Raw genomic sequence first — 25,286 nt, 5'->3', positions numbered from 1 at the left:
AACTTACTCAGGAGGCACAATGGCAGAATCTCAACACCAAGCAAAACCAAAAGTAATTGTGTTTGATGTCAACGAAACCTTGCTTGATCTTGAACAAATGCAAGGCTCAGTCGCTAAAGCGCTTAATGACAATACCCAGCTATTACCGCTTTGGTTTTCGACCATGCTGCATCATTCCTTAGTGAGTACGGTGTCGAATGATTATCATGACTTTGCTGACATCGGCGTTGCTGCACTGATGATGGTGGCAAGTAATAATCAAATTTCGTTAACTAAAGAGCAAGCAAAGCAAGCGATTGTGCCACCGCTTTTATCTTTACCTGCCCATACTGATGTTAAACCAGCGTTGGCGCAATTAAAGCAAGACTATAAACTGGTCAGCTTCACAAATTCGTCAAATAAGGGTGTAAAAGCGCAGTTCCAACATGCTGGTTTAACAGATTACTTTACTCACCGTTACAGTGTTGAAGATATTAAAGTGTATAAACCCGATCTGCGCGCTTACAAGTGGTTGCTTGAACAATTAAATGTAGCGCCTCACGAAGCTTTAATGGTTGCTGCGCACGGCTGGGATGTTGCAGGCGCTAAACAAGCGGGTATGCAAACAGCGTTTATCGCAAGGCCCGGTAAAGCGCTTTACCCATTGGCAAAGCAACCAGACTACATTGTTAAAAACCTTGAAGAGTTAGCCTTATTACTGGCTCAAAAGTAAAAAACGATTTAAACCGTTATATCAACGCAAAGCGAAAATGTTTTTGCGTTTTTTTGCGCCTAACAAAAAAGTAAACTACAGGGTGTACCTTTCTCTTTTTTGGGTATAAACTAAACGCTAAATGAATATGCATAGTGACGTCTTTCATGCTAATAGACTATTTTTTATGCATACCTACTTAACAATTGGACTGTGGAGTAAACATGCGTCTGCCTTTCGCACCTGCCAAATTATCATTATCTGCGTTGTTATTAGTTTCTGCTCCTTTGCTACTGCAAGGTTGTTCTGAAGCGCCACAGCAACAACAGGGTCAAATGCACCCCGCTGCTGTCGCGACTATGACAATGGAAACTCACGATGCCCCTTTTACTATTGAGCTGCCAGCAACGTTGTCTGGTTCAAAAGAAGTTGAAGTTCGTGCCCGTGTTACCGGTATTCTTGAATCACGCAACTTTGAAGAAGGTCAGCGTGTAGAGCAAGGCCAATCACTGTTTACAATTGACCTTGAACCTTATCAACTTGCGGTTGATCGTGCGCAAGCAGCACTTGATGGTGCAAAAGCAGCGCTTGTTCAAGCTGATCGTGACGTTAAACGATTAGCTAAACTACGTGCCGAAAAGTCTGTTTCTCAACGTGATTACGATAACGCTAGTTCAGCCAATGATATTGCCAAAACTGATTTAGCCGCTGCAAAAGTCGCCTTAAAAGAAGCGCAACTTAATCTTGAATATGCGCAAGTAAAAGCCCCTGTAGCAGGTGTAATGGGACGTGAGTTTGTTTCTGAAGGAACCTATGTTTCTGGTCCAGATTTATTACTGACTCAAATGACTCAATTTGACCCTATTCGTATTCGTTTTGGCTTATCTGAGCGTGAACAACTGCAAATGCGTCAAGATGTTAAAAATGGCTCACTAACATTACCTGAGCAAGGCCACTGGAAAACACAAATTAAACTTCAAGACGGCTCTTTATACGGACAAACCGGTGAAGTTAACTTCTCTGATGTGCGTATTAATCCAAACACAGGTACCAGTGAGTTTCAGGCAATTATTCCTAACCCTGATTTTCAACTTCGCCCGGGCCAATTCGTGCGCGTTGAGTTAAGTGGTGCAGTACGCAAAAACGCTTTCATCGTTCCGCAACGCGCAGTACTTGATAACGGCACTGGTAAGTTTGTTTATGTAGTAAGTAAAAACGAGCAAGGTATGGATGTCGCTTTACCTGCCCCTGTTACTGTAGGTGAATGGATCAAAAAACCAGAAAACGAGCAATACCAAAACTTTTGGTTAATTCGCAGTGGTTTAAAAGAAGGCGACCAAGTTATTGTTGATGGCATGGCACGTATTTTCTTCCCGGGTATGCCAGTCAATGTTGGCCAACCTGCCGCTAACCCAAGCCACGCAGAATAAGCACAGGGAGTCTTATGTTTTCTCGTTACTTTATAGACAGACCCATTTTTGCGTTTGTTATATCTATTGTTATTGTGCTTGCCGGCCTTGCTGCGATGCGCAGCTTACCTGTGGCGCAATATCCTGAAATAGCACCACCGGTTGTACAAGTAACCGCAGCCTACCCGGGTGCATCTGCCGATGTACTTGAGCAAACGGTTGCGACACCGATTGAAAATGCCATTACCGGTGTTGAAGGCATGATGTATATGTCTTCAACGTCAACCAGTGCAGGTTCAACCACCATCGAAGTTACTTTTGAAATTGGCACGGATGTTGACCAAGCAGCTGTAAACGTAAACAACCGTGTTAAACAGGTTGAAGCCCGTTTACCTGAAGAAACACGCCGACAAGGTGTGGTGGTTCAAAAAGGTTCTTCTAGCTTTTTACAAGTTCATGCCTTTTACTCACCAGATGGAACACGTTCGAGTTTATGGACATCAAACTATGTCACTATGAACGTACTTGACCGTGTTAAACGCATTCCTGGCACTACCAGTGTACAAATTTTTGGTGCCAAAGATTACGCAATGCGCATTTGGTTGCGCCCTGATGTAATGAGCCAATTAGGTGTTACTGTTGAAGAAATTGCAGGGGCAATTCGCGTACAAAACTCACAATATGCGGCAGGTAAAATTGGTGCGACACCTACGACACAATCTCCTCAAGAGCTGGTTTACAGTGTAACTGCACAAGGGCGTTTGTCTGAGCCTGAGCAATTTGAAAATATCATTATTCGTTCAAACACAGACGGCAGTAGCTTACGCTTAAAAGACGTAGCCCGCGTTGAGCTCGGCTCAAAAGACTATAACTTCAAAGGAACGATTAACGGTAAAGAAGCGGTACTGTTAGGTATCTTCTTGCAACCAGGAGCAAACGCTCTTGATGTAGCTGAAGAAGTAAACAGTGTTATTGAAGAAATGAAAAGCCAGTTCCCTACCGGGCTTGCACATTTAACTTCTTACGACACAACCCGCTTTGTTGAAGTATCAATTCGTGAAGTTGTAAAAACACTGCTTGAAGCCATGGTATTGGTATTCTTAGTAGTGTATTTATTCTTACAAAACTGGCGCGCAACGCTTATTCCAACCCTTGCAGTACCAGTGTCACTACTGGGCACATTTGCCGGTATGTATATGCTGGGTTATTCAATTAACTCCCTCACCTTATTCGGTATGGTGCTGTCGATTGGTATTGTTGTTGATGATGCCATCGTGGTACTTGAAAACGTTGAGCGTATCATGCACGAAGAAGGCCTAGGTGCTAGAGACGCCGCCGTTAAAGCGATGGGCGAAGTAAGCGGCCCTGTGGTGGCAATTGTTTTAGTACTTTGTTCAGTGTTTGTGCCAATTGCGTTTTTAGGTGGCTTAACCGGTGAGCTATTCCGCCAGTTCGCTATTACTATTTCGATTGCTGTAAGTTTATCGGGTGTCGTTGCATTAACCATGACACCTGCGCTTTGTGTACTTATTTTAAAGCAAGAACACAAGCAAACTGCCCGCTTCTTCTTATGGTTTAACGACATGTTTACCAAGATCACCGGCCGTTATGTCGGTGCTGTTGGATTTATGGTGCGCCGTGGTCTGTTAGGTCTTATCTTAATGACAGGCATGATTGCAGCAACAATAGGCCTTTGGCAAAACACCCCAGGCTCACTTGTGCCAGATGAAGACCAAGGTTATTACATCTCAGCAATCTTCTTACCTGACGGTTCATCGCTTGAGCGCACAGAGCAAGTCACGCAGCAAGTTGTTGAGGCCGTGCAATCAAACCCAGCGAACGAAAATGTGGTGGCGTTTACCGGTTTTGACTTTATTGGTGGCGGCTACAAAAACAGCGCTGCAACTTTATTCGTGACGCAAAAGCATTGGGATGAGCGTGAAGTTGATACCAAGGCGCTGGTGCAAGAGCTCTTCATGAAAACAGCAGGTATTAAAGAGGCGCTCGTTCTTGCCTTTAATCCTCCGGCTATTTTTGGTTTAGGTAACACAGGTGGTTTTGAGTTTTATATTCAAAATAAAGGTGATAGCGACCCAGACAAACTTCAACATGCAATGCAGTTGATGACAGCTGAAGCACAAAAGAGCCCTATCATCAGTGGCCTGCAAACACTTTGGCGCCCTGATGCACCACAGCTACGTGTTGATGTTGACCGTGAACAAGCCCGCGCCATGGGTGTCGAAATTGATGATGCGTTCACGGCTCTTGCAGGTAACTTAGGGACTTATTACGTTAACGACTTCAATAAATTTGGTCGCGCATGGCAAGTACTAATGTCTGCAGACGCTGAATTTAGAATGAAGCCTGACGACATTGGCCGTATCTATGTTAAAAACAATCAAGGTACTATGGTGCCGCTTTCAGCCTTTACCACTATCGAGTATAGCCGTGGCCCAGAAAACCTAAATCGTTATAACAACTTACCTGCTGTTAAACTGATGGGTAATGCAGCGCCGGGTTACAGCTCAGGTCAAGCTATTGCTGAAGTTGAACGTATTGCACAAGCAGTATTACCACCTAATATGACCTACGAGTGGACAGGCTCTGCATTCCAAGAGAAACGCAGTTCAGGCACCACAGGAATTGCCTTAGGCCTTGCTGTGATCATGGTATTTTTGATTCTAGCAGCGCTATATGAGCGTTGGTCACTACCACTGTCTGTGATGCTTGCCCTGCCATTTGGTACCTTTGGTGCGCTTATAGCAGTTTGGGTTGTTGGCATGACAAACGATGTGTACTTCCAAATTGGTCTGGTAACACTACTTGGTCTTGCCAGTAAGAACGCGATTCTTATTGTTGAATACGCCTTGATGAAACATCAACAAGGCTGGAGCGCAAGTACGGCTGCACTTGAAGCTGCACGGTTACGTTTTAGACCTATCATTATGACTTCGCTTGCATTCATTTTAGGCGTAGTACCTTTAGTACTTAGCTCTGGCGCAGGTGCAGGTGCCCGTCACAGTGTTGGTACCGGTGTAATGGGCGGTATGATGGCAGCGACATTCCTGGCAGTATTCTTTGTGCCGTTGTTCTTTTATTGGTTAACGGCACGTAAGTTAACTGAAAAACGTTCAAGACAAGAGCTTGCTGATGAGATAGCAGAACATCATCAACAAGAACATGTTAAAACCCAAGAGGGTAACCTGTAAAAAATGAAGGGCAAACAATGAGTTTGCCCTTTTTTTGATTATTTGATTACTAGTAATTTACTGCTTCGAACGCTAGTATTAAGGAAAGATGTGTGGAGTACAGCATGAATAATCAAAAATTAGCCGAATTTGAACAGTATTTTCAAATCAACGAGAGCAACCGTGTCAATTTATATGCGGTTGAACCAAGTGCTGTGCCAAAAACCAATGCTGAACTTGAAGCGGATATCCCTGCCCTATTTAAACTTGCCAACGAAGTAAACGAACTTGAACAAACAAGCTTACGACCACTTCGTAACCTAGGTGATGTTGCACAAGAACTCGCGGCCTTTTTACAGGCGCAGTCTCGTAAAATTGATTTAATCATGAGTCACATCTTAGCCTCAGAGCAGCCTGACGATAACGCAAACTATTGCGATAGTTATGGCGGTGGCGGTGTAAAACTTACCTCAGCTGATGTGTATGAATTAGGGCAAACATTTCGTACTAAGTTGTTCTTGCAGCACGAAGCATCTGCCATTTATTGCTATACCGAATTAGTGGCCATTGAAAAATGCGATGATGATAAATACCAATACACATTATTGTTTACTGCCATTCGCGATGCTGACCAAGATTTAGTCGTAAGAGCAGCCCTGCACGCACAAACACGCCAACTAAAAAAACGTCAGCAAGAAAACAATCAGCAAGACAGTTAAAAATCACGCTTTATCGCGCACAAAAAGCTGACATCTATGGCTAAAATGCTAAACTAGCCCCACCTTAGTTTGTTTAATACCTTCATGAAATTTAGACTTTTACCTGAATGGGCTGAGCAAGATGCCGTTATGCTCACTTGGCCTCATCAAGACACAGATTGGGCTGCAAATTTAACCGCTGTTGAGCCTGTGTATGTAGCACTTTGCCAAGCAATAAGCCAACAACAAGATGTTGTGATTGTGGCCCATGATAATGCTCTCAAAGCACATATTGCAGCTTTACTTGCAAATGCAGAGGTTGATGCTAATCGCATTCACTTTGTGGTGACACCGTGTAACGATACTTGGGCACGTGACCATGGCCCATTGACCTGTGCAAATATTGATGACGCAACTCAATTGAAAGTAATGGATTTTATTTTTAATGGTTGGGGCAATAAGTTTGCAAGTGATCTTGATAATCAAATTAATCAAGTACTTGTAAATCAAGTCGCGAGCCCTAAAAATGGTTATCAGCAAAGTGATCTGGTTCTTGAAGGCGGTGGCGTCGAGATCAATGAACACGGCGTGCTACTTACAACCAGCGAGTGCTTATTAAACCCAAATCGTAACCCAGAACTCACAAAGGCAGATATAGAACAAACGCTGGTTGAGCAACTGGGCGCTACGTCGTTTCTTTGGGTTGATCACGGTTACCTTGCAGGTGATGATACCGACAGCCATATTGATACGCTGGTACGTTTTGCCCCGAACAATACGCTTGTTTATGTTAAGTGCGACGATAAAGATGATGAGCACTTTGCAGCCCTTGATGCAATGGAAAAGCAACTGCAATCATTTAAAACAGCAGGGGGTGAAAACTACACGCTGATTGCCTTACCTTGGCCAAAAGCTGTGTTCGATGAAGATGGTGACAGATTACCTGCCACATACGCTAATTATTTAATTATCAATAAAACCGTTTTAGTGCCAATTTATGGTGACGAAAACGACCAACTGGCGCTTGGTCAGGTTGCCAAAGCATACCCAGATCACACTGTTGTGGGTATTAATTGTGTGCCAATTATTCACCAATTTGGCAGCTTACACTGTATTACAATGCAATTACCGCGCGGCTTTTTAGCAGGAACAAACAATGACTAAACCAACGCATTTAAAGGTTGCTCTTGTTCAGCAATCAAACACCGATAATGGCCAAGACAATATGGCAAAATCAATTGCTGGTATTCGGGATGCAGCAAGCCAAGGCGCTAAACTTATTGTTCTTCAAGAGCTACACCGTAGCTTGTATTTTTGCCAAACCGAAGATGTAGACGTTTTTGATTTAGCAGAAACAATCCCGGGTCCAAGCACAGACACCTTAGGTGCACTTGCCAAAGAACTCAATGTGGTGATCGTGTCATCATTATTCGAAAAGCGTGCTACAGGGCTTTATCACAATACTGCTGTGGTACTTGAAACTGACGGCAGCATTGCCGGTAAATACCGTAAAATGCATATTCCTGATGACCCAGGTTTTTACGAGAAGTTTTATTTCACACCGGGTGATTTAGGTTTTGAGCCTATTCAAACCTCTGTTGGTAAACTAGGCGTATTAGTGTGTTGGGATCAGTGGTTCCCAGAGGCTGCACGCTTAATGGCAATGGCCGGTGCTGAAATTTTAATTTACCCAACAGCCATTGGCTGGGACCCGCGCGATGAAGAAGACGAGCAAACACGTCAAAAAGACGCCTGGGTTATTTCGCAACGCGCTCATGCAGTAGCCAACGGCGTACCGGTGATCAGCTGTAACCGTGTTGGTCACGAAAGTGATCCAAGCGGTCAAAGTGAAGGTATTCAGTTCTGGGGTAACTCGTTTATCGCGGGCCCTCAAGGTGAAATCTTAGCCGAAGCAAACAACAGCGATGAGCAATTATTAGTTGTTGAATTAGACCAAGCGCGTAGTGAAAACATACGTCGAATTTGGCCTTACCTTCGTGATCGTCGTATCGATCACTATCAGGACTTAACCAAGATTTATCGAGACTAAGCAGTAAAAACAGTTTAAAGGAGTAGTAAATGGCGTTTGCGCAATGGGCAGCATTGCCTTGGGTAAAATCTGAAAAAGATAAGATTCAATGGGGACAACTTACCGGTAGCGGGCTTAGCATCGCCATCGCAGAAGGTGTAAAGCAACACAACGAGCTGGTTGTGATTGTCACCCCAGATACACCAAGCGCCCTACGCCTTGAAACTGAACTCGAATTTCTGTTGCCTGAAAACCCAGTCATGGTCTTCCCTGACTGGGAAACACTCCCTTATGATCATTTTTCGCCGCATCAAGATATTATTTCGGCGCGCTTAGCCACGTTAAATACCTTAAAAAAAGAACAACAAAGCGTATTAATCGTGCCAGTGTCGACCTTGATGCTACGTACTGCCCCTGCTTCGTTTATTTATGGTTCAACCCTTAACTTTAAAGTGGGCGATACCCTAGATACCCACACACTGCGTGAAAACTTAGAACAAGCGGGCTATTTACATGTACAACAAGTGATGGAGCACGGTGAATACGCGATTCGCGGCTCTATCGTTGACTTATACCCTATGGGTAGCCCACACCCATTCCGTTTAGACTTTTTTGATGATGAGCTCGACAGCATTCGCTTATTTGATGTTGAAAGCCAGCGCTCAGATGAAAAGGTCGACAAAATTGAGCTACTGCCAGCTCACGAGTTTCCAACTAACGACTCAGACATTGAGCGTTTTCGTATCAACTATCGTGAACAATTTGGCGCAAGCTCTGAACAAGACTCAATTTATATGCAGGTGACTAAAGGAACCTGGCCTGCCGGTATCGAATATTACATGCCACTGTTTTTTGATGAATTGGCAACCATCTTCGATTACCTACCAAGCAATACAACCTTTATGCATTTTGGCGATATTGAACATGCTGCTGATCAGTTTTGGCATGATGTGAATGTACGCTATGAAAACCGCTGTGTTGATCCGCTCAGGCCTTTACTTGAACCTGTAAAGCTGTATCAAAGCGTGAATGAGCTATTTGGTGAATTTGGTAAATATGCACGTATTCGTTTATCGCAAGCAAAATTAGGCACCAAAGCGGGTCACACCAACCTTGCTAGTAAAGAGCTGCCAAATGTTCGTATTGATCATAAGTTACATGAACCGTACCAAGGTTTAATTGACTATGTTGCCAGTGAGAAGAAACAAAAAGGCCGCGTGCTGCTCTCGGTTGAATCGGATGGCCGCCGCGAATCATTACTCACTTTATTAAAGCCAAGTGGTTTAAAGCTTAGAGAGTTTGAATCGTTTAGCGATTTTACCAATAGTTCAAGTGATGTTGGCCTAATTGTTTCGCCACTTGAGCAAAGTGTGGTGCTAGACGGTAAGCCGCGTTTAACTATTATCACAGAGCAAGAATTATTAGGCATTAAGGTCTCGCAGCGTCGACGCCGTAAACATAAATACGAAGCCAGCCAAGATGCGCTTATTCGTAACCTTGCTGAGCTACGTGAAGGCCAGCCGATTGTGCACCTTGATCATGGTGTAGGCCGCTATCAAGGCCTTGAAACCATTGATGCAGCCGGTGTGATCACTGAATTTGTTACGATCATCTACGCTAACGAGGCAAAACTATACGTGCCTGTTTCTGCGTTACATATGCTGAGCCGCTATTCAGGTGGCGAAGAAGCCTCTGCCCCGCTCCATAAATTAGGCTCTGATGCGTGGGAAAAAGCCAAGAAACGTGCCGCCGAAAAAGTTCGTGATGTGGCTGCTGAACTCTTAGATATTTACGCTAAACGCCAAGCAAAGCCTGGCAATAAATTTAAGCTTGATGGCAGTGCTTATCGTCAGTTTAGCGACAGCTTCCCATTTGAAGAAACTGACGATCAACGCAACGCCATTGAGTCTGTGCTCGGTGATATGCAAAGTAAGCAAGCGATGGACCGTTTAGTGTGTGGTGACGTTGGCTTTGGTAAAACCGAAGTGGCAATGCGCGCAGCCTTTGTTGCTGTTAACGATAACAAGCAAGTTGCGGTACTGGTACCAACCACACTGCTTGCACAGCAGCATTATGAAAACTTTAAAGACCGTTTTGCCGATTTACCAATTGAGGTGGGTGTTTTATCGCGCTTTAACTCAACCAAAGAGCAAAAAGACACCCTAGATAAAATGGCTGAGGGTAAATTAGATATCGTAATTGGTACTCACAAGCTTATTCAACAAGATATTCATTTTAAAGATTTAGGCTTATTGATTGTTGATGAAGAGCACCGTTTTGGGGTGCGTCAAAAAGAAAAAATAAAAGCATTACGTGCCGATGTCGATATTTTAACGCTCACAGCAACCCCTATCCCACGTACATTAAACATGGCAATGAGCGGTATGCGTGACCTGTCAATTATTGCTACACCGCCTGCAAAACGTTTAGCGGTTAAAACCTTTGTTAGACAAAGAGATGCTGAACTAATTCGCGAAGCAATTCTGCGTGAGATTAAACGCGGTGGTCAGGTGTACTTCTTACATAATAATGTTGAAACCATAGACCGAGTTGCTGAAGAAATCAGTGAGTGGGTACCTGAAGCCAGCGTAACAACCGCACATGGTCAAATGCGAGAGCGCGAGCTTGAGCAAATTATGAGTGATTTTTATCACCAAAAATATAACGTGATTGTGTGTACCACTATTATCGAAACCGGTATCGATGTGCCCACTGCCAACACCATTATTATGGATAGAGCAGATAAGCTGGGTCTGGCACAACTGCATCAGTTACGTGGTCGTGTTGGCCGTAGCCATCACCAAGCGTATGCCTACCTACTGACTGGTAACCCTAAATCACTTAGTAAAGATGCGGTTAAACGCCTTGAAGCGATAGAGTCACTGGAAGACCTTGGTGCAGGCTTTGCGCTCGCAACTCATGATTTAGAAATTCGTGGTGCCGGTGAGCTGCTTGGTGATGATCAATCAGGTCAAATGCAAACCATTGGTTTTAGTTTGTATATGGAAATGCTTGAGCAAGCGGTTAACTCGCTCAAAGAAGGTAAAGAGCCAACCCTTGAGAACTTATTAGGTCAGCAAACTGAGGTAGACTTAAAGCTGCCAGCGTTATTACCTGATGATTATATTCATGATGTAAACGTACGTTTAGGTATCTATAAACGCATTGCAAGCTGTGCTAACCTCAATGATATGGACGAGTTACAGGTAGAGCTGATTGACCGTTTTGGTCTACTGCCTGACGCCACGAAAAACTTATTCAGTTTGCAACAATTAAAACTGCAAGCAAGTAATATTGGCATTAAGAAGATTGAAGCAAACCCGAAAGGCGGTTATTTTGAGTTTAGCCAGCATACAAAGGTTAACCCTAGCTTCATTATAGGTTTGATACAAAGTGCACCGCAGGTGTATAAAATGGATGGCGCAAATAAACTGCGCTTTGCAATTAGCGAAGCCAACGCTCGCGAACGCTTAAAAATGGTCACTGCAATGATTGCAGATTTCGAAAAAAAGGTTAGCCATTAATGTTGTTTAGAAATAGTTTATTACTGCTTTGTTGCTTATTTACAAGCTCGTCATTTGCAGCACGTTGGTTCGAAATAGAAGTTCTTATTTATAAACAGCGCCCAGCCCCCTACTTACAGGAAGATTTCAGCCTAAAACACGATGAAATCAAGGCTAAGCGTAGCAAAGATCTATTATCTCCTGCATACACAGCACAAGCGAAGCAAGCATGTATTGAAGGTGATAGCCGCTTTCGCAGTGATTCTTTCACAGATTCTTTAGTCAATAGCAATCCTCACTCAAACGTGTGTGATGATAGTGTTGATTTTTTAGCAAGCTATAATCAACTGCCTGTGACACCCGTTGTTGAACCCCGTGAAGACACTGACGAAATTTATTTAATGGCGCCAGAACAATTACAGTTTGTTGAGCAAAAAAATCAGCTTGATAGAAAAGGCTTAACCCCAATTTTACACACGGGTTGGCGTTTTCCTGAAATGAGTGAAAAAAGAGCACCGAGTATCCGCCTCTTTGCCGGCGAGCACTTAGCAAAACACGCAAGTCCTGCAGAAGAAAACAACGACTTTATTAGTTTAGTCGGCCCTACTGAGCGCTACATTCCCGATCAGCTGCAAAATGTGCCTGAGTGGGAATTAGACGGTTTAATGAAGATTTATGTTCGTCACTACCTGTTTATAAACGCAGATTTTGATATTAGTCAGCGCTTAGAAACAGGTGATTACGAAAAAGCTCGTTTTTCACAATTTAAACGTGTGATTAGTAACGAGATACATTATTTTGATCACCCACGTATGGGGATGATCGTGCAAATAAGACGCTACAACCATTAATGGATACAATTATGAAAAAATATATGGCAATTGCAGCAGCGGCTGCGGTACTTACTTTAGCTGGTTGCTCAAAAGTAAATTTAGAGAACTACGAAAAAATTGAAATTGGTATGGATAAAACTGAGGTTGAAGCTATTTTAGGTTCAGCTGATAAGTGTGAAGAAAAGACACTACACACTAACTGTATCTGGGGTAACAAAGATAAAAACATCGAAATTACGCTAGTATCAGACAAAGTGTCGCTTTACAGCAAAACAGGTTTAGACGCTAAATAAACCGAAATGGGTGGCCAAGGCCACCCTTTCATCTTTCATCTTTCATCTTTCATCTTTCATCTTTCAGAATGTCAGTTTGTGAGTAAATACGCTCAATATTAACAATTTTGCTGCGATTTAACGTAATCTTGTAGCGCTGATACAAAGTTTCATCTTCGCTTTGTGTAAACACTAATACCACATTTAACTGATAACGCCTCTCTACGGCTTTCTTAGAGATTTTATTGCTATCTAGATGATAGAGCTTACCTTCACCCCGCTTTAAATAACGAGCAAACGGTGCCAAGCTAAATTGCATGGTTTGTTGCAAGGTATCGTAGCCAGGTAAAAACTCTTTAGCGTTAACTTGTGTTTCGCTTGCAAAATGCAGCCACTGAGCAGCCTGTTTATTTTGATGACGTCGCTTCGAAAAAATTCTTCTTACCGCTTTAGGCAGGCGTTTAAAACTGGTGTATTCAAGCCAAATGTATTGGCTGGCAATTTTGTCTTTAGTAATGCTATTTTTAAATTGAAAGCGCCATTTAGGTCGCCCTCGTACGATAGCTCGCCAGATCACCCGTGTTATGTCTTCTTTAAATATTTCACGAAGACCATAAATAACACCCAAGATCAAAATCAACGTCGCTGTTACTTCGGTAAAGTTTGAACGAGCATTTAACACAACCAACATCACAAAGGCCATGATCACAGCGGTCACCGTGCCCTTTACCATACGTTTTAAATAACTGTTTAAGTGACGCGTGCTACGTGTAAGCACCACTCCATGCTCAATCAAACGTTGTAATAGGCGCATTTTGTTGGTGATACGGTTGGCATCTTCAAGTGTTGATTGCGAGTTATATTCTTGCTCTTCACGGTAACTGTTTTCATTTTTGCAAAACTCTAATAGCTCACTGCGCTCTTTTGCAAAATCACTACTGCGCGGCCCTTCATCAAGTAGTTTTAAAAATGACTGCTCTACATGCCAGCTTAAGTAGTTATCAGCGTTTTTATAAAATGGCAGTAGCTTTTCGTCATCTGGGGTGTAGCGTCTTAGTTTTTTTAACAAACCTTTGGTTTGCTCGCACAACTCAATGGCTACAGGGTAAAACTCTTCAGCTTCTTGGTGCTTTAGGGTGTCTTTAATATCGGCATTCAGCGCGAGTCGAACTTGATAACAATATAGGTTTAAGTTTTGCCGATAATCTTGCTGTTCACCTTTGTTTTTACTAACAAAGCGGCTTCTCACTAAGGGTAAGTGAATGTTGTTAGCGTTATACGCAAGGTGCGATTTAAAGTTATTATTAAAGAATGATTCTTCGCTCAGTGTTTGTGGGTTAACACTCATTTCATTCGGAATGGAGAAATACAGGTCGAGTCGTTGCTCTGTGCGTGGTTTAAGCTCAGGCTCAATAATAAAAGATAAGTTTTCGTCTTGTTTAAGCAATATCACCTCGTTTGTTAAAAGTACATCTATAGTTTACGCGTTGATAGGCTTTCAGACAATAAAAAAGGCCCAGTAAAAACTGGGCCTTAGTAATCATTTCAAACTAGATTAGAACTTGATGTTCATACCAGCGAAGAAACGACGACCTAGTACATCGTATGTGTACGGGTCAGTGTTTGAGTCATTGTTACCTGAGTAGTAAGGTGCTTGCTTATCGAATAAGTTGTTAACACCTGCAGAGAATGACACTGTGTCGTTCAGGATGTATGAACCGCTGATGTCGTGGTATACAACAGTACCAACGCTTGGTACTAGACACTCGCTGTCGTCAGCAAGACATGCGTAGCTGTCTAGGCCGTCGATCATACGTGCTTGGTATTGTGCATCCCAGTTGTCGCCAGACGCGTTAAGAGTGAAGTTAGACTTAACTTTCGCGTAGCTACCGATACCTGAAGTTACAAGACCTGTGTAATCGATTGTGCTTGTGCCTGAATCAACGATGTACTCATCAAGGATAGTTACATCAAGACCTGTGCGCCAGTTAAGACCTGCAGCTTCAAATGCATACTTGAAGTTTACGTCGTAACCTTTAGTAGATTCATTACCAATGTTTTGTAATTGGTTGTTGAAGCTAATGCGACCAGTGCTTTGGTTGAAGTTGATTGCAGAAGACTGACATAGTGCAGTATCTTGGTTCTTGTATGCGCCAGTAGAAGCATCAAGACAGTTTTCAACGATGTACTGGTTGTTTACGCTTGAAATTGAGTTTTCAATTTCGATTTCGTAGTAGTCAACAGTCATTGAGAAACCGTCGAACCATTCTGGAGCGTATACGAAACCAGCAGTTACTGTATCAGCAAGCTCTGGCGTTAATTGGTCGTTACCACCAACAGTTACTTCAGCTTGGTCTTGTGCACCAGGGAAGTTAACTTGTTCGAATGAAGGTGATTTACCTTGGTAAAGCTCAGATACTGTAGGAGCACGGAATGCAGTTGAACGAACAGCACGTAGCATTAGTTCGTCGTTTACACGCCAAGTTAGACCTAGTTTCCAAGTCTCATCTGAACCAAATGTGCTGTAATCGAATGCACGAACAGCAGCGCTTAAGTCAACCATTTGAGCAAATGGTGCGTCAGCTAGAAGTGGAACAGCGAATTCAACGTAAGCTTCGTTTACGTCAAAACGACCACCAGTTGGTTCAACACGTGGGTCATTTGCAAGACCTTGTGAAGTTAGTGAATCTGGAACGTACCATGCTTTTTCTTCACGACGCTCGATACCAGCAGCGAAACCAACGTAACCTGCAGGAAGTTCCATTACTTCACCGTTAAGGCCAGCAGAAAGAACTAATAATTGGCTACCACCTGAGTTGTTTTCAGTGTAGTTGTACTGTGCAAGGTTGCTACCTGACCAATCAGCTTGGTTAAGTGGGTTGAAAGTACCCTCTTCGATTGCGTCTTGGATTGAACCCATGTTAAGTAGGTTAGTTGCACGGTCAACTGAGTCGTTACGACCGAATACTACTGAAGTATCCCAGCCCCAACCGTTGTCGAATGCACCGTCAAGACCGATTACTGCACGTACAGTATCAACAACTTGCTCATAACCACGAGGACCAACATCAGTCATACGACGACCGTAAGAGATGTCTTCACCGTCAGCTACACCGTGAGAAAGAAGTGAGTCACCCATAGTTGCTGCATCGTAAGTGAAGTCAAACCATACTGGCTGTGGAGCCATTTGTTGAGTTGACCAACGCTTAGAGTAAGTGAACTCAGAAACTAAACGCGTTTCATCAGTTACGTCAAAATGGCCAATACCTGTTAGGTTTAAACGACGCATTGGCGTGTAAAGGTAGCTTGTTGCTGAGTAGTTGTAAGCATCACCAGCTGAAGTGAAATCGTGCCACTCGCCGTCTGCTTGACCTTGTAAGCTTGCATTTTCAGCCCAAACGTGACCGAAAGGCGTGTAAGAAGAACCACCACAGTAGAAGCTACCGTTTTCGTAATCTTCTTCGATTGGACAATCAGAGAAATCACGGTCTGCTTGAGAAGCATCACCACGGTCTGTGTATTGTAAACCAATTACAACGTTACCACGGTCAAAGCTTGAACCCATTGTGATATCGAAAGACGTTTCGTCTGCATCGCCTTCACCAGTGATAGCACCGTTAAGGTTCATGTCTAGACCTTCGAAGTCGTCTTTTAAGATGATGTTAACAACACCAGCTACCGCGTCAGTACCATATACAGCAGATGCGCCGTCTTTTAGTACTTCAACTTGCTTGATCATTGATACTGGGATTGTGTTTAAGTCAACAGTAGATGCTGCGCCAGTACCAGAGTTGATCATACGACGACCATTTACTAGTACTAGAGTACGTTGTGCGCCTAAACCACGTAGGTCAACACGTGCGTTACCGCCTGAACCGTTGTTAACAGCAGGGTTAGTCATCGCACCGCTTGCTGCAGTCATTTTTTGTAGAACGCCATCGATGCTTGATGCACCCATTGCTTTGATGTCATCTGCACCAATTAAAGTTACAGGACTAGACGTCTCCATATCGGTACGCTTAATGCGAGAACCTGTAACTTGAATTTTTTCAATAGACTCTGCTGCATCATCAGCAGCTAAAACTTGCATGCTTGAGAACATTGGGATTGCTGAAACAACAGCTAAACCAAGAATTGATTTTTTCATGTGAAAACCCTACTTGTTGGAAATTTACCTTTAGTTAGGTAGCGCTCGTTATTATTAGAATCACGAGTCAGCGGAGGGCAACTTAGGCTCAGTTAACTGAACAAAAACTGAATGACAGGTTAAAGAAAAAACAACCCCAAAATAGCGTATCCGTTTTGGGTAATAAGGTTTCACGATGTATCAATGTTAACAGAAAAAAACACTTTTATATCAGTAAGGTAACATTATTAAGTAGCAAAAAAAACACGATTGAAATCAATTGCACGCACTTTGTAATCAAGTGTAACTAAAGCCCAATTAGTGCTACAAATGAAATTTTTACAAGTTGATCACACAACGTTATAAAAACCGTAAAAGCTTGGTAAGACTGCTAACCATAGTTATTCACTTAAATTAACTAAATAGACAAAGTTAGCCCGTTAAACAGTGTATTAGAGGAAGAATTTTTGTTTTTGTTCCGTCAATTTGTAATACCGTATAAAGATACGGCTAATAAAGAACATTAAAGTAGAAAAAGATGACGTAGGAATGACGACAATCACAGCTTTTGAATAATCAAAAACTGTGATCAACAATAATAAAGGAAGATGTTATCGAGTTTGCAGTGAATCGAAATAATAAAGCAAGGTTTGTGGTTGATTGTCGCCAGTAGTATAAGTGAGCATCATTTTCCAGGTCATTACAGGCTCAGAGCATGCGCCAACCATAGTATCAGCAACCCAAACTTGCCCTTTCTGTTTAAACTGCAGCGGAATAAAACCCATATACATAGTGACACCTTCAAGTTTTGCAGAGAGGTTTTTAGCATCTTTCGGCAGCTTTAGGTTAATTGCAAAAGGCAACTCAGGGCTGACATCTGGGTTGCTCAGCCAAACTTCTGCATTATTAGGGTAATAACAATGACTATTGTTCTCACAACTTGTACTTGTGCTCCCCTCTTCTATACTTTGGCTATCACATGCAGCTAAAAATACACTGAAAAGGAAAACGGGTAAAAAACTAGTTCGCACTCTATTTGCCTGTATAAAATAAAAGCGGATACTAGTGAGCTACCCGCGAAAAGACAACCATGCTAGATGGAATAAGCTAATAAAAATACAATCTCTGACAAAAAATAACCAACAAAGCGCTAAAATTTGATTGATGTCATAATTTTATGCAATTGACCTATCTTTTTAAGGTCAAAAATTTTATCATTTCCATCGCAAAAATAAGGGTTTCTCGAGTTTGTTTTCTGAAGCTAGCACCGCTAAGTTGGCTTTAGGTAACACGCTTGTGAAGTAATAGTAGGCCCCACTTTGAATAAAAGTGGGTAATTCATTTCTAAAACGCATTTATTGCAGCGGAAGCCAGAAAATGAGCCAAACAGTAGCATCACAAACTGAGTACAATTATAAAGTTGTACGCCAATTCGCTATTATGACAGTGATTTGGGGCATCGTTGGCATGAGTGTTGGGGTTCTGATTGCTGCCCAATTAGCTTGGCCAGCACTTAACTTTGATACACCATGGTTAACTTACTCTCGACTACGTCCGTTACACACGAACGCAGTAATTTTCGCATTTGGTACAAGTGCACTTTTTGCGACGTCTTATTACGTCGTACAACGTACATGTCAAACGCGCCTTTTCTCAGATAAACTAGCAGCCTTCACCTTCTGGGGTTGGCAACTTGTTATCGTACTAGCAGCGATTACCTTACCACTAGGTATCACAAGCTCAAAAGAATACGCAGAACTTGAATGGCCAATCGATATTCTTATCGCCGTTGTTTGGGTAACTTACGCAGTTGTATTCTTTGGTACGTTAATCAAGCGTAAAGTATCGCACATCTATGTTGCGAACTGGTTCTACGCTGGTTTCATCATTACTGTTGCCGTTTTACACATTGTAAATAGCATGGCAATTCCAGTTTCACTAACTAAATCATACTCTATCTACGCAGGTGCTGTAGATGCAATGGTTCAGTGGTGGTACGGTCACAACGCTGTTGGTTTCTTATTAACTGCTGGTTTCTTAGGTATGATGTACTACTTCGTACCAAAACAAGCAGGTCGCCCTGTTTATTCTTACCGTTTATCGGTAGTTCACTTCTGGGCTCTTGTTTCTTTATACATCTGGGCAGGTCCTCACCACCTACACTACACTGCGCTTCCAGACTGGACGCAAAGCTTAGGTATGGTTATGTCAGTTATCCTATTCGTTCCATCTTGGGGTGGTATGATCAACGGTATCATGACGTTATCAGGTGCATGGCATAAACTACGTACTGACCCAGTACTTCGTTTCTTAGTTGTTTCTCTATCTTTCTACGGTATGTCTACGTTCGAAGGCCCAATGATGGCTATTAAGTCAGTTAACGCGCTTTCTCACTACACTGACTGGACTGTAGGTCACGTACACTCAGGTGCACTAGGTTGGGTTGCAATGATTTCTATCGGTGCTATCTATCACCTAATCCCAGCACTATTCTCACAAGGCCGTATGTACAGTGTTAAACTAGTTAACACGCACTTCTGGTTACACACTGTTGGTGTTGTTCTATACATCGTAGCAATGTGGATCTCAGGTGTAATGCAAGGTCTAATGTGGCGTGCAGTAAACTCAGACGGTACGTTAATGTACAGCTTTGTACAGTCATTAGAAGCTTCGTATCCGTTCTATATTATGCGTTTCCTAGGCGGTGTATTCATCGTAACAGGTATGCTAATTATGGCTTACAACGTTTATCGTACTATTGCAGCGAAGAAAGATTCGCTTCAATTAGACGCTGACGCACAATTGGCATAATGGAGTAGCACGATGAGCAATAATAATTCACAAAACAAACACGAAATAGTCGAAAAGAACGTTGGCCTAATGGCTATCTTGACTGTCTTTGCAATCAGCTTTGGTGCGTTAGTTGAGATTACTCCACTAATGTTCCAAGACGATACGACTAAACCTGTTGATGGCTTACGCCCTCTTACAGCGTTAGAAATGGAAGGTCGTGATATCTACGTGCGTGAAGGTTGTTACAACTGTCACTCACAAATGATTCGTCCTTTCCGTGACGAGGTTGAGCGTTACGGTCACTACTCTGTAGCTGGTGAGTCAGTATGGGATCACCCATTCCAATGGGGTTCTAAGCGTACTGGTCCTGACCTAGCTCGTGTTGGTGAGCGTTACTCAGACGATTGGCACCATGCTCACTTAATGGACCCACGTGCTGTGGTTCCTGAGTCAAACATGCCAGCGTTTCCTTGGTTAGACGAAAACAGAGTCGATACGACCCATACACTTAAAAAGCTTCAAGTATTCCGTGATAGCTTCGGAATCGACAAAGCAAGCGACCGTTACGACGGTAAAGGTTACGGAAGCGACGAAGAGCTAAAAGCTGACATTGCGAAAATCGAAGCCATGAACAATGGTGAAGGCGCAACTGAAATGCAAGCTCTAATCGCTTACTTACAACAGCTTGGCACACACTTGAAGTAATTATTATGGATTACGGAACATACAGAGGCATTTTGACTCTGGTAATTTTAGTACTGTTTATTGTGATTGTTGTATGGGCATACAGCAAGCGTAGCAAAAGCCGATTTGATAACGCTGCTAATGCCATATTTGAAGATGAAAAAAAACACAACAACACAATCTCTAACGAGGAAAAGGAGTCTGAGAAATGACTAGCTTTTGGAGTATATGGGTTATCGTATTAACCCTAGCGTGTCTTGCTATCATCTTCGGCCTACTTCTGTGGAACTTAAAAAACTACACAGGTGTTAAAGAAGGCGAAAGCTGTGGTCACGAGTTTGACGGCATTGAAGAACTAAACAACCCACTACCAAAATGGTGGACTTACATGTTCTTCGCGACATTCATTTGGTCTGTATACTACCTAGCTGCTTACCCAGGTTTAGGTAACTGGGAAGGTTTAGGTAAATGGACAAGTTCTAACCAAGGTATTACTTCTTTAGCTGAGTCTAAAGAAGCGACTGAACAAGCATTAGCTAACGGTGAGAACGTTCAATTAGACCAAGAATTTATCGCTGCTGATGAGCGTTTTGGCCCAATCTTTGAGTCATTCGCAAAACAAGATATTGAAACACTAGTTAAAGATGAGAAAGCGCTTGAGATTGGTCAACGTTTATTCTCACAAAACTGTGCACAATGTCATGGTTCAGATGCACGTGGTGGTCAAGGCTTCCCTAACCTAACGGATAACGATTGGTTATACGGCGGTACACCAGACAAGATCAAAGAAACACTTCTTTACGGTCGTGTTGCTGCGATGCCACCTTGGGGTGATGCACTTGGCGAGCAAGGCATTAAAGAAATGACTGCTCACGTACTTAGCCTTTCAGGCCGTACTGTTAACCAAAAAGACGCTGCTGCAGGTGCTGCTAAGTTTGCAATGTGTGCTGCGTGTCACGGTGCTGACGGTAAAGGTTCAGTTGCACACAATTTACCATTTGGTGCACCTAACCTAACAGATAACATCTGGTTATACGGTGGTTCTAAACGTGCTGTTGAAGAAACACTAATCAATGGCCGCGCCGGTGTAATGCCAGCATGGAAAGACATTTTAGGTGAAGATAAAGTTCACTTATTAACAGCGTACGTGTACAGCTTATCGCAAGATAAATAACCACGCGGTTAATAAAATGTATAAACAATTAATCTTTTAATTCAATAGATTAATTAAGATCAAAAAAGCCTCCATCTGGAGGCTTTTTTTTAGTCTTTTGCTTTTAAATCCGATAAAATGCGTACAACGTTTTTAAAGGTATAAGTACTATGAAACCCACTCCTTGGTATAAAAACTTTTGGCCATGGTTTTTAATCTCTTTTCCTCTTGCAGCCATCATCGGCTGTGCTGGTCTTATTTATATGGCGATTGGCAACGGCCCAGATATGGTTGTTGATGATTACTATAAAAAAGGCAAAGCAATTAACCTTGAACTCAGCAAATTTAATAAAGCAAAAGCACTTTATTTACATGGCGATTTAAATGTTGCAGGCGACAAAGTAACTTTCACTTTCACCAAGGGTGATGCAAGCAATGTTCACTCTTTAAAAATGTCATTTTATCATCGCACCATTAAAGCCAATGACTTTGATGTAAGCCTAATGAAAAACGCCCATGGCGATTTTACTGCCCTACTCGACACCCATGTTGACGGTGCATACACAGTGTTTATTGAACCAATCGATAACAGTTGGAAACTTAAAGAAGATGTAATTCTACCAACTGAAAAAACGATTTCGATTAGCCCTGAATATAAGTAGTAAACTCTAATGTCCGATAATTGCTTTCATTGTCTTGAAAGTGTGCCAAAAGGCTTTAATGCGACTGTCGAAATAGACGGTAAGGCACAACCTATGTGTTGTATTGGTTGCCAAACGGTTGCTGAGAATATCGTCGCCCAAGGCATGACCGATTACTATAAATTTAGAACTGTACGCTCTGGTAAAGTTGAACAACTTGTTCCAGAGCAACTCGAGTTGATTAAAAGTTACGATAACGAAGATATTCAAGACGAGTTTATTTCAGCCACTAATGATTTATCAGAAGTGCTATTAACGGTTGAAGGCATCACCTGTGCTGCCTGTGCTTGGTTAATCGAAAAACAACTACTTAACTTAAAAGCAATCAAACGTGTTGATGTAAATACTTCAACCAACCGTGCCATGATCCAGTGGGATAAATCGGTTACACCGCTTAGCCAAATTATCACCTCATTACATGAAATCGGCTATAAAGCCTACCCGTTTCAGGCAGACCTTGAAGCGAGCCAAAAACAGCAAGCCGCAAAAGCCTACATTCGCCGTTTAGGGGTTGCCGGTCTGATGACCATGCAAGTAATGATGTTTGCTTTTGCCATGTATTTTGGCATGTTCTCTGGCATGGAAGAGAACTTTGAGCAGTATTTTCGCTGGATAAGCTTAGTGCTTGCTTCTCCAGTTATTCTTTATAGTGCCCTGCCATTCTTAACCAATGCCATTAATGGTTTAAAAGCCAAACAGCTGAATATGGATTTACCCGTCTCATTAGCTATTTTTGGTGCTTATGGGGCAAGCTGTTATGCCACATTAATGTCGGTTGGCGAAGTTTATTTTGAATCTATCTGTATGTTTACCTTCTTATTATTATTAGGTAAATATTTAGAATTTAGAGCTCGTTTAAAAGCCAGTGAATTTACCGCTAACTTGCAAAAGTTACTGCCGCTTACAGCTCGTATTATTGATGAAAATAATCAAGAATCGATAATTGCCGCTAAAAAACTAAAACTAGGTGATGTTGTATTAATCAAAGCAGGCGAGACAATTCCTGCTGATGGTATTGTTACAAAAGGTCAAACAACCGTTGATGAAGCCATGATGACGGGTGAACACCAGCCAGTTAACAAGTTTGTCAGCCATCAAGTTTACGCAGGAACGATTAACCATGATGGCGTGATCAGTATTGAGATCAACAAAATCGGTCAAAATACCCTGCTTAATCAAATTATTAAGTTACAACACACAGCGTTAACCAAGCGCCCGCGATTAGTTGAGATAACAGATAAAGTAGCGCAGTGGTTTGTTGCCTGTTTATTAGTGTTTGCCTCAATAACAGCAATTGGTTGGTATCAAATAGACCCCGAGCATGCCTTTTGGGTTACTATTTCTGTACTTGTTGCAACCTGCCCTTGTGCGCTTAGCTTAGCAATTCCAACCGCTCTCACGTGCGCTGTAGCCAGCCTTACGAAGCGTGGAATTTTAATTAAACAAGCCCATGTGTTAGAAACGCTACCACAATTAACAGATATCGCTTTTGATAAAACAGGTACTTTAACGCAAGGTCGCTTTACCATTGAACGCGTTGAACTTGTTAACAGCCAATACAGTGAAGCTGATGCATTACGACTAGCAGCGCAACTTGAAAGTTTCTCTGAGCACCCTATTGCTAATGCATTCGCTGGTTTCAACGACACAGTGAACCCTATTGAAAATGTGACTATCGAACCGGGTAAAGGCATTACCGCTTTACTCAATGATCAGCACCTTGCGATAGGTAAAAGCGGTTGGTTTGATACCGAAAAAGCAGATGCGCAAGCAACCTTATATATCGATAAACAAGTCATTGCGCGCTTTTACTTAGCCGACAGCTTACGTAATAACGCAGAAAAATTGATTACTACACTGCACTTGCAACAAATTAAGTGCCATATGTTAACGGGCGATGCCTCTAACAGTGGTGAGCGAATTGCAAAACAGCTCAATTTAGATACCGTGCATGCTGCATGTAGCCCTCGTGATAAACAAACCCATGTTGAAGCACTTGCAAGTAAAGGTGCCATTGTTGCTATGGTGGGTGATGGCGTGAATGACAGCCCAGTATTTGCCAGTGCCCATTTATCTATTGCGATGGAAACCGGCGCTGATATTTCCAAAAATAGTGCCGATGTGGTATTACTCAATAGTGATCTAACGGCCATAGAGCATTTGCTTACTGTCTCGAAAAAGACGCGCCGTATTGTTAAGCAAAACTTGGCATTATCACTTATTTACAATGGTTCGATTTTACCATTGGCAGCCCTTGGGCTCGTTGCTCCTTGGATGGCTGTAATTGGTATGTCTGCAAGCTCCATTTTGGTTATTACCAACTCATTAAGGTTATTAAAACTATGAGTATCATCTACATGCTTATCCCAATTGCCATTTTATTTGTGCTAATTGCCATTGGGGTATTCTTTTGGGCTGTAAAAAGCGAACAATTTTCTGATTTAAACAAACAGGGCCACAGTATCCTGTTCGAAGACGATAAAGAGCAGCACAACAAAAGTAATGATTGATCCGCTGTTTATTAGTGCATTTATAATGGGCTTGTTAGGCAGTGGTCACTGCCTAGCTATGTGTGGTGGCATTGCCAGTAGTTTACAACTTGCCGCCAACAAAAACCGTGCAGTGAGCTTTTCGGTTGCTTATAACCTAGGCCGCGCACTAAGTTACATGCTTGCCGGTGCTCTTGTAGCAGGAATTAGTAGTCGCTTTGCAGTGCAAAATACTTCTATATCGATAGCGTTGTCGTTTTTGAGTGGTATTTTTATGCTCCTTGTTGGGGTTTACATTATGCGTTTAGCGGCAACCCTACAGTGGCTAGAAAAGCTAGGCAAAACCCTAGTATGGCAGCATTTAGCTAAACTTAATCGTTATTTATTACCAGTCGATACTACCCCAAAAGCTCTACTCTATGGCGCTTTGTGGGGTTGGTTGCCCTGTGGATTAGTTTATTCAGCGCTAACCTGGGCACTGACTAGCCCATCAGCATCACATGGTGCAGGTGTGATGTTGTTTTTCGCGTTAGGCACCTTTCCTGCGATGATAAGCGTAGGACTCGTCAGCCAGAAAATAAACACTATTTTCAACCATGTTTGGACTAGGGTTATTCTAGGCAGCGTAATAATATGGTACGGTATATACTTATTAATTATAGCAACCGATAAGCTAATTCATTAATCTTACGGGTTGTTAACTTATTTGAATGGATT

20 protein-coding genes are annotated in these 25,286 nt (G+C 42.4%); 17 read left to right on the top strand and 3 right to left on the bottom strand.

Annotation, left to right across the window (positions count from 1 at the left end):
* Nucleotides 1–19 precede the first annotated feature (19 nt).
* From PASHI_RS08265 to PASHI_RS08225, 9 genes are all read left to right on the top strand, one after another.
* On the top strand, nt 20–712 hold the full coding sequence (locus PASHI_RS08265; RefSeq protein WP_062565373.1) for a haloacid dehalogenase type II: 693 nt from the start codon (nt 20–22) through the stop codon (nt 710–712).
* 203 nt (nt 713–915) lie between these two features.
* Nucleotides 916–2,121, top strand: coding sequence for an efflux RND transporter periplasmic adaptor subunit (locus PASHI_RS08260; RefSeq protein WP_054561341.1), 1,206 nt, complete (start codon nt 916–918; stop codon nt 2,119–2,121).
* Between the two features lie 14 nt (nt 2,122–2,135).
* Complete coding sequence (locus PASHI_RS08255) at nt 2,136–5,309, top strand: efflux RND transporter permease subunit (protein WP_062565233.1); 3,174 nt, start codon at nt 2,136–2,138, stop codon at nt 5,307–5,309.
* A gap of 104 nt (nt 5,310–5,413) precedes the next feature.
* Complete coding sequence (locus PASHI_RS08250) at nt 5,414–6,007, top strand: PilZ domain-containing protein (RefSeq protein ID WP_058584935.1); 594 nt, start codon at nt 5,414–5,416, stop codon at nt 6,005–6,007.
* An 84-nt stretch (nt 6,008–6,091) separates the two neighbouring features.
* The gene (locus PASHI_RS08245; RefSeq protein WP_062565232.1) at nt 6,092–7,150 is read left to right on the top strand and encodes an agmatine deiminase family protein; all 1,059 of its coding nucleotides are present in this window, start codon (nt 6,092–6,094) and stop codon (nt 7,148–7,150) included.
* Nucleotides 7,143–8,036, top strand: a complete 894-nt coding sequence (locus PASHI_RS08240) for a carbon-nitrogen hydrolase (RefSeq protein ID WP_062565231.1) — start codon at nt 7,143–7,145, stop codon at nt 8,034–8,036. Before PASHI_RS08245 ends, PASHI_RS08240 begins: the two co-directional genes overlap by 8 nt.
* Nucleotides 8,037–8,065: 29 nt before the next feature.
* Nucleotides 8,066–11,539: a transcription-repair coupling factor gene (gene mfd / locus PASHI_RS08235; protein ID WP_062565230.1), complete on the top strand. Its 3,474-nt coding sequence runs from the start codon at nt 8,066–8,068 to the stop codon at nt 11,537–11,539.
* Nucleotides 11,539–12,369 (top strand): peptidoglycan binding protein CsiV, encoded by an 831-nt coding sequence (locus PASHI_RS08230; RefSeq protein WP_062565229.1) that lies wholly within the window; start codon nt 11,539–11,541, stop codon nt 12,367–12,369. The genes mfd and PASHI_RS08230 overlap by 1 nt, the downstream gene beginning before the upstream one ends.
* Before the next feature lie 11 nt (nt 12,370–12,380).
* The gene (locus tag PASHI_RS08225; RefSeq protein WP_062565372.1) at nt 12,381–12,644 is read left to right on the top strand and encodes a hypothetical protein; all 264 of its coding nucleotides are present in this window, start codon (nt 12,381–12,383) and stop codon (nt 12,642–12,644) included.
* A gap of 49 nt (nt 12,645–12,693) precedes the next feature.
* Here PASHI_RS08225 and PASHI_RS08220 read toward each other — a convergent pair whose 3' ends face one another.
* The 3 genes from PASHI_RS08220 to PASHI_RS08210 form a co-directional block, all read right to left on the bottom strand.
* Nucleotides 12,694–14,070 (bottom strand): hypothetical protein, encoded by a 1,377-nt coding sequence (locus PASHI_RS08220; RefSeq protein WP_062565228.1) that lies wholly within the window; start codon nt 14,068–14,070, stop codon nt 12,694–12,696.
* Between the two features lie 108 nt (nt 14,071–14,178).
* The gene (locus tag PASHI_RS08215) at nt 14,179–16,770 is read right to left on the bottom strand and encodes a TonB-dependent receptor plug domain-containing protein (protein WP_062565227.1); all 2,592 of its coding nucleotides are present in this window, start codon (nt 16,768–16,770) and stop codon (nt 14,179–14,181) included.
* Between the two features lie 590 nt (nt 16,771–17,360).
* Complete coding sequence (locus PASHI_RS08210) at nt 17,361–17,780, bottom strand: hypothetical protein (RefSeq protein ID WP_062565226.1); 420 nt, start codon at nt 17,778–17,780, stop codon at nt 17,361–17,363.
* Between the two features lie 346 nt (nt 17,781–18,126).
* Between PASHI_RS08210 and ccoN the strand changes: the two genes are divergently transcribed.
* The 8 genes from ccoN to PASHI_RS08170 all read left to right on the top strand — a co-directional run bounded on the left by ccoN (nt 18,127) and on the right by PASHI_RS08170 (nt 25,254).
* Nucleotides 18,127–19,560: a cytochrome-c oxidase, cbb3-type subunit I gene (ccoN, locus tag PASHI_RS08205; RefSeq protein ID WP_036967883.1), complete on the top strand. Its 1,434-nt coding sequence runs from the start codon at nt 18,127–18,129 to the stop codon at nt 19,558–19,560.
* Nucleotides 19,561–19,572: 12 nt separating this feature from the next.
* Nucleotides 19,573–20,247 carry a cytochrome-c oxidase, cbb3-type subunit II gene (ccoO, locus tag PASHI_RS08200; RefSeq protein WP_054561332.1) on the top strand — a complete coding sequence of 225 codons (675 nt, stop codon included), beginning with the start codon at nt 19,573–19,575 and terminating at the stop codon, nt 20,245–20,247.
* Nucleotides 20,248–20,252: 5 nt separating this feature from the next.
* Nucleotides 20,253–20,438 (top strand): cbb3-type cytochrome oxidase subunit 3, encoded by a 186-nt coding sequence (locus PASHI_RS08195; RefSeq protein ID WP_054561331.1) that lies wholly within the window; start codon nt 20,253–20,255, stop codon nt 20,436–20,438.
* The gene (gene ccoP, locus PASHI_RS08190) at nt 20,435–21,400 is read left to right on the top strand and encodes a cytochrome-c oxidase, cbb3-type subunit III (protein WP_054561330.1); all 966 of its coding nucleotides are present in this window, start codon (nt 20,435–20,437) and stop codon (nt 21,398–21,400) included. The genes PASHI_RS08195 and ccoP overlap by 4 nt, the downstream gene beginning before the upstream one ends.
* A gap of 149 nt (nt 21,401–21,549) precedes the next feature.
* Nucleotides 21,550–22,041: a FixH family protein gene (locus tag PASHI_RS08185; protein WP_062565225.1), complete on the top strand. Its 492-nt coding sequence runs from the start codon at nt 21,550–21,552 to the stop codon at nt 22,039–22,041.
* A gap of 9 nt (nt 22,042–22,050) precedes the next feature.
* Nucleotides 22,051–24,426, top strand: coding sequence for a heavy metal translocating P-type ATPase (locus tag PASHI_RS08180; RefSeq protein ID WP_062565224.1), 2,376 nt, complete (start codon nt 22,051–22,053; stop codon nt 24,424–24,426).
* A complete protein-coding gene (ccoS, locus tag PASHI_RS08175) occupies nt 24,423–24,590 on the top strand; it encodes a cbb3-type cytochrome oxidase assembly protein CcoS (protein ID WP_054553052.1) in 168 nt (55 codons plus the stop codon). The genes PASHI_RS08180 and ccoS overlap by 4 nt, the downstream gene beginning before the upstream one ends.
* Nucleotides 24,583–25,254, top strand: a complete 672-nt coding sequence (locus tag PASHI_RS08170) for a sulfite exporter TauE/SafE family protein (RefSeq protein WP_062565223.1) — start codon at nt 24,583–24,585, stop codon at nt 25,252–25,254. The genes ccoS and PASHI_RS08170 overlap by 8 nt, the downstream gene beginning before the upstream one ends.
* The last annotated feature ends 32 nt before the right edge of the window (nt 25,255–25,286 follow it).

Source organism: Pseudoalteromonas shioyasakiensis (genome assembly GCF_001550135.1).
Taxonomy (GTDB): Bacteria; Pseudomonadota; Gammaproteobacteria; order Enterobacterales; family Alteromonadaceae; genus Pseudoalteromonas; species Pseudoalteromonas shioyasakiensis.
The sequence above is the reverse complement of the archived record's forward strand: the minus strand, read 5'-3'. Positions and strand labels throughout refer to the sequence as shown.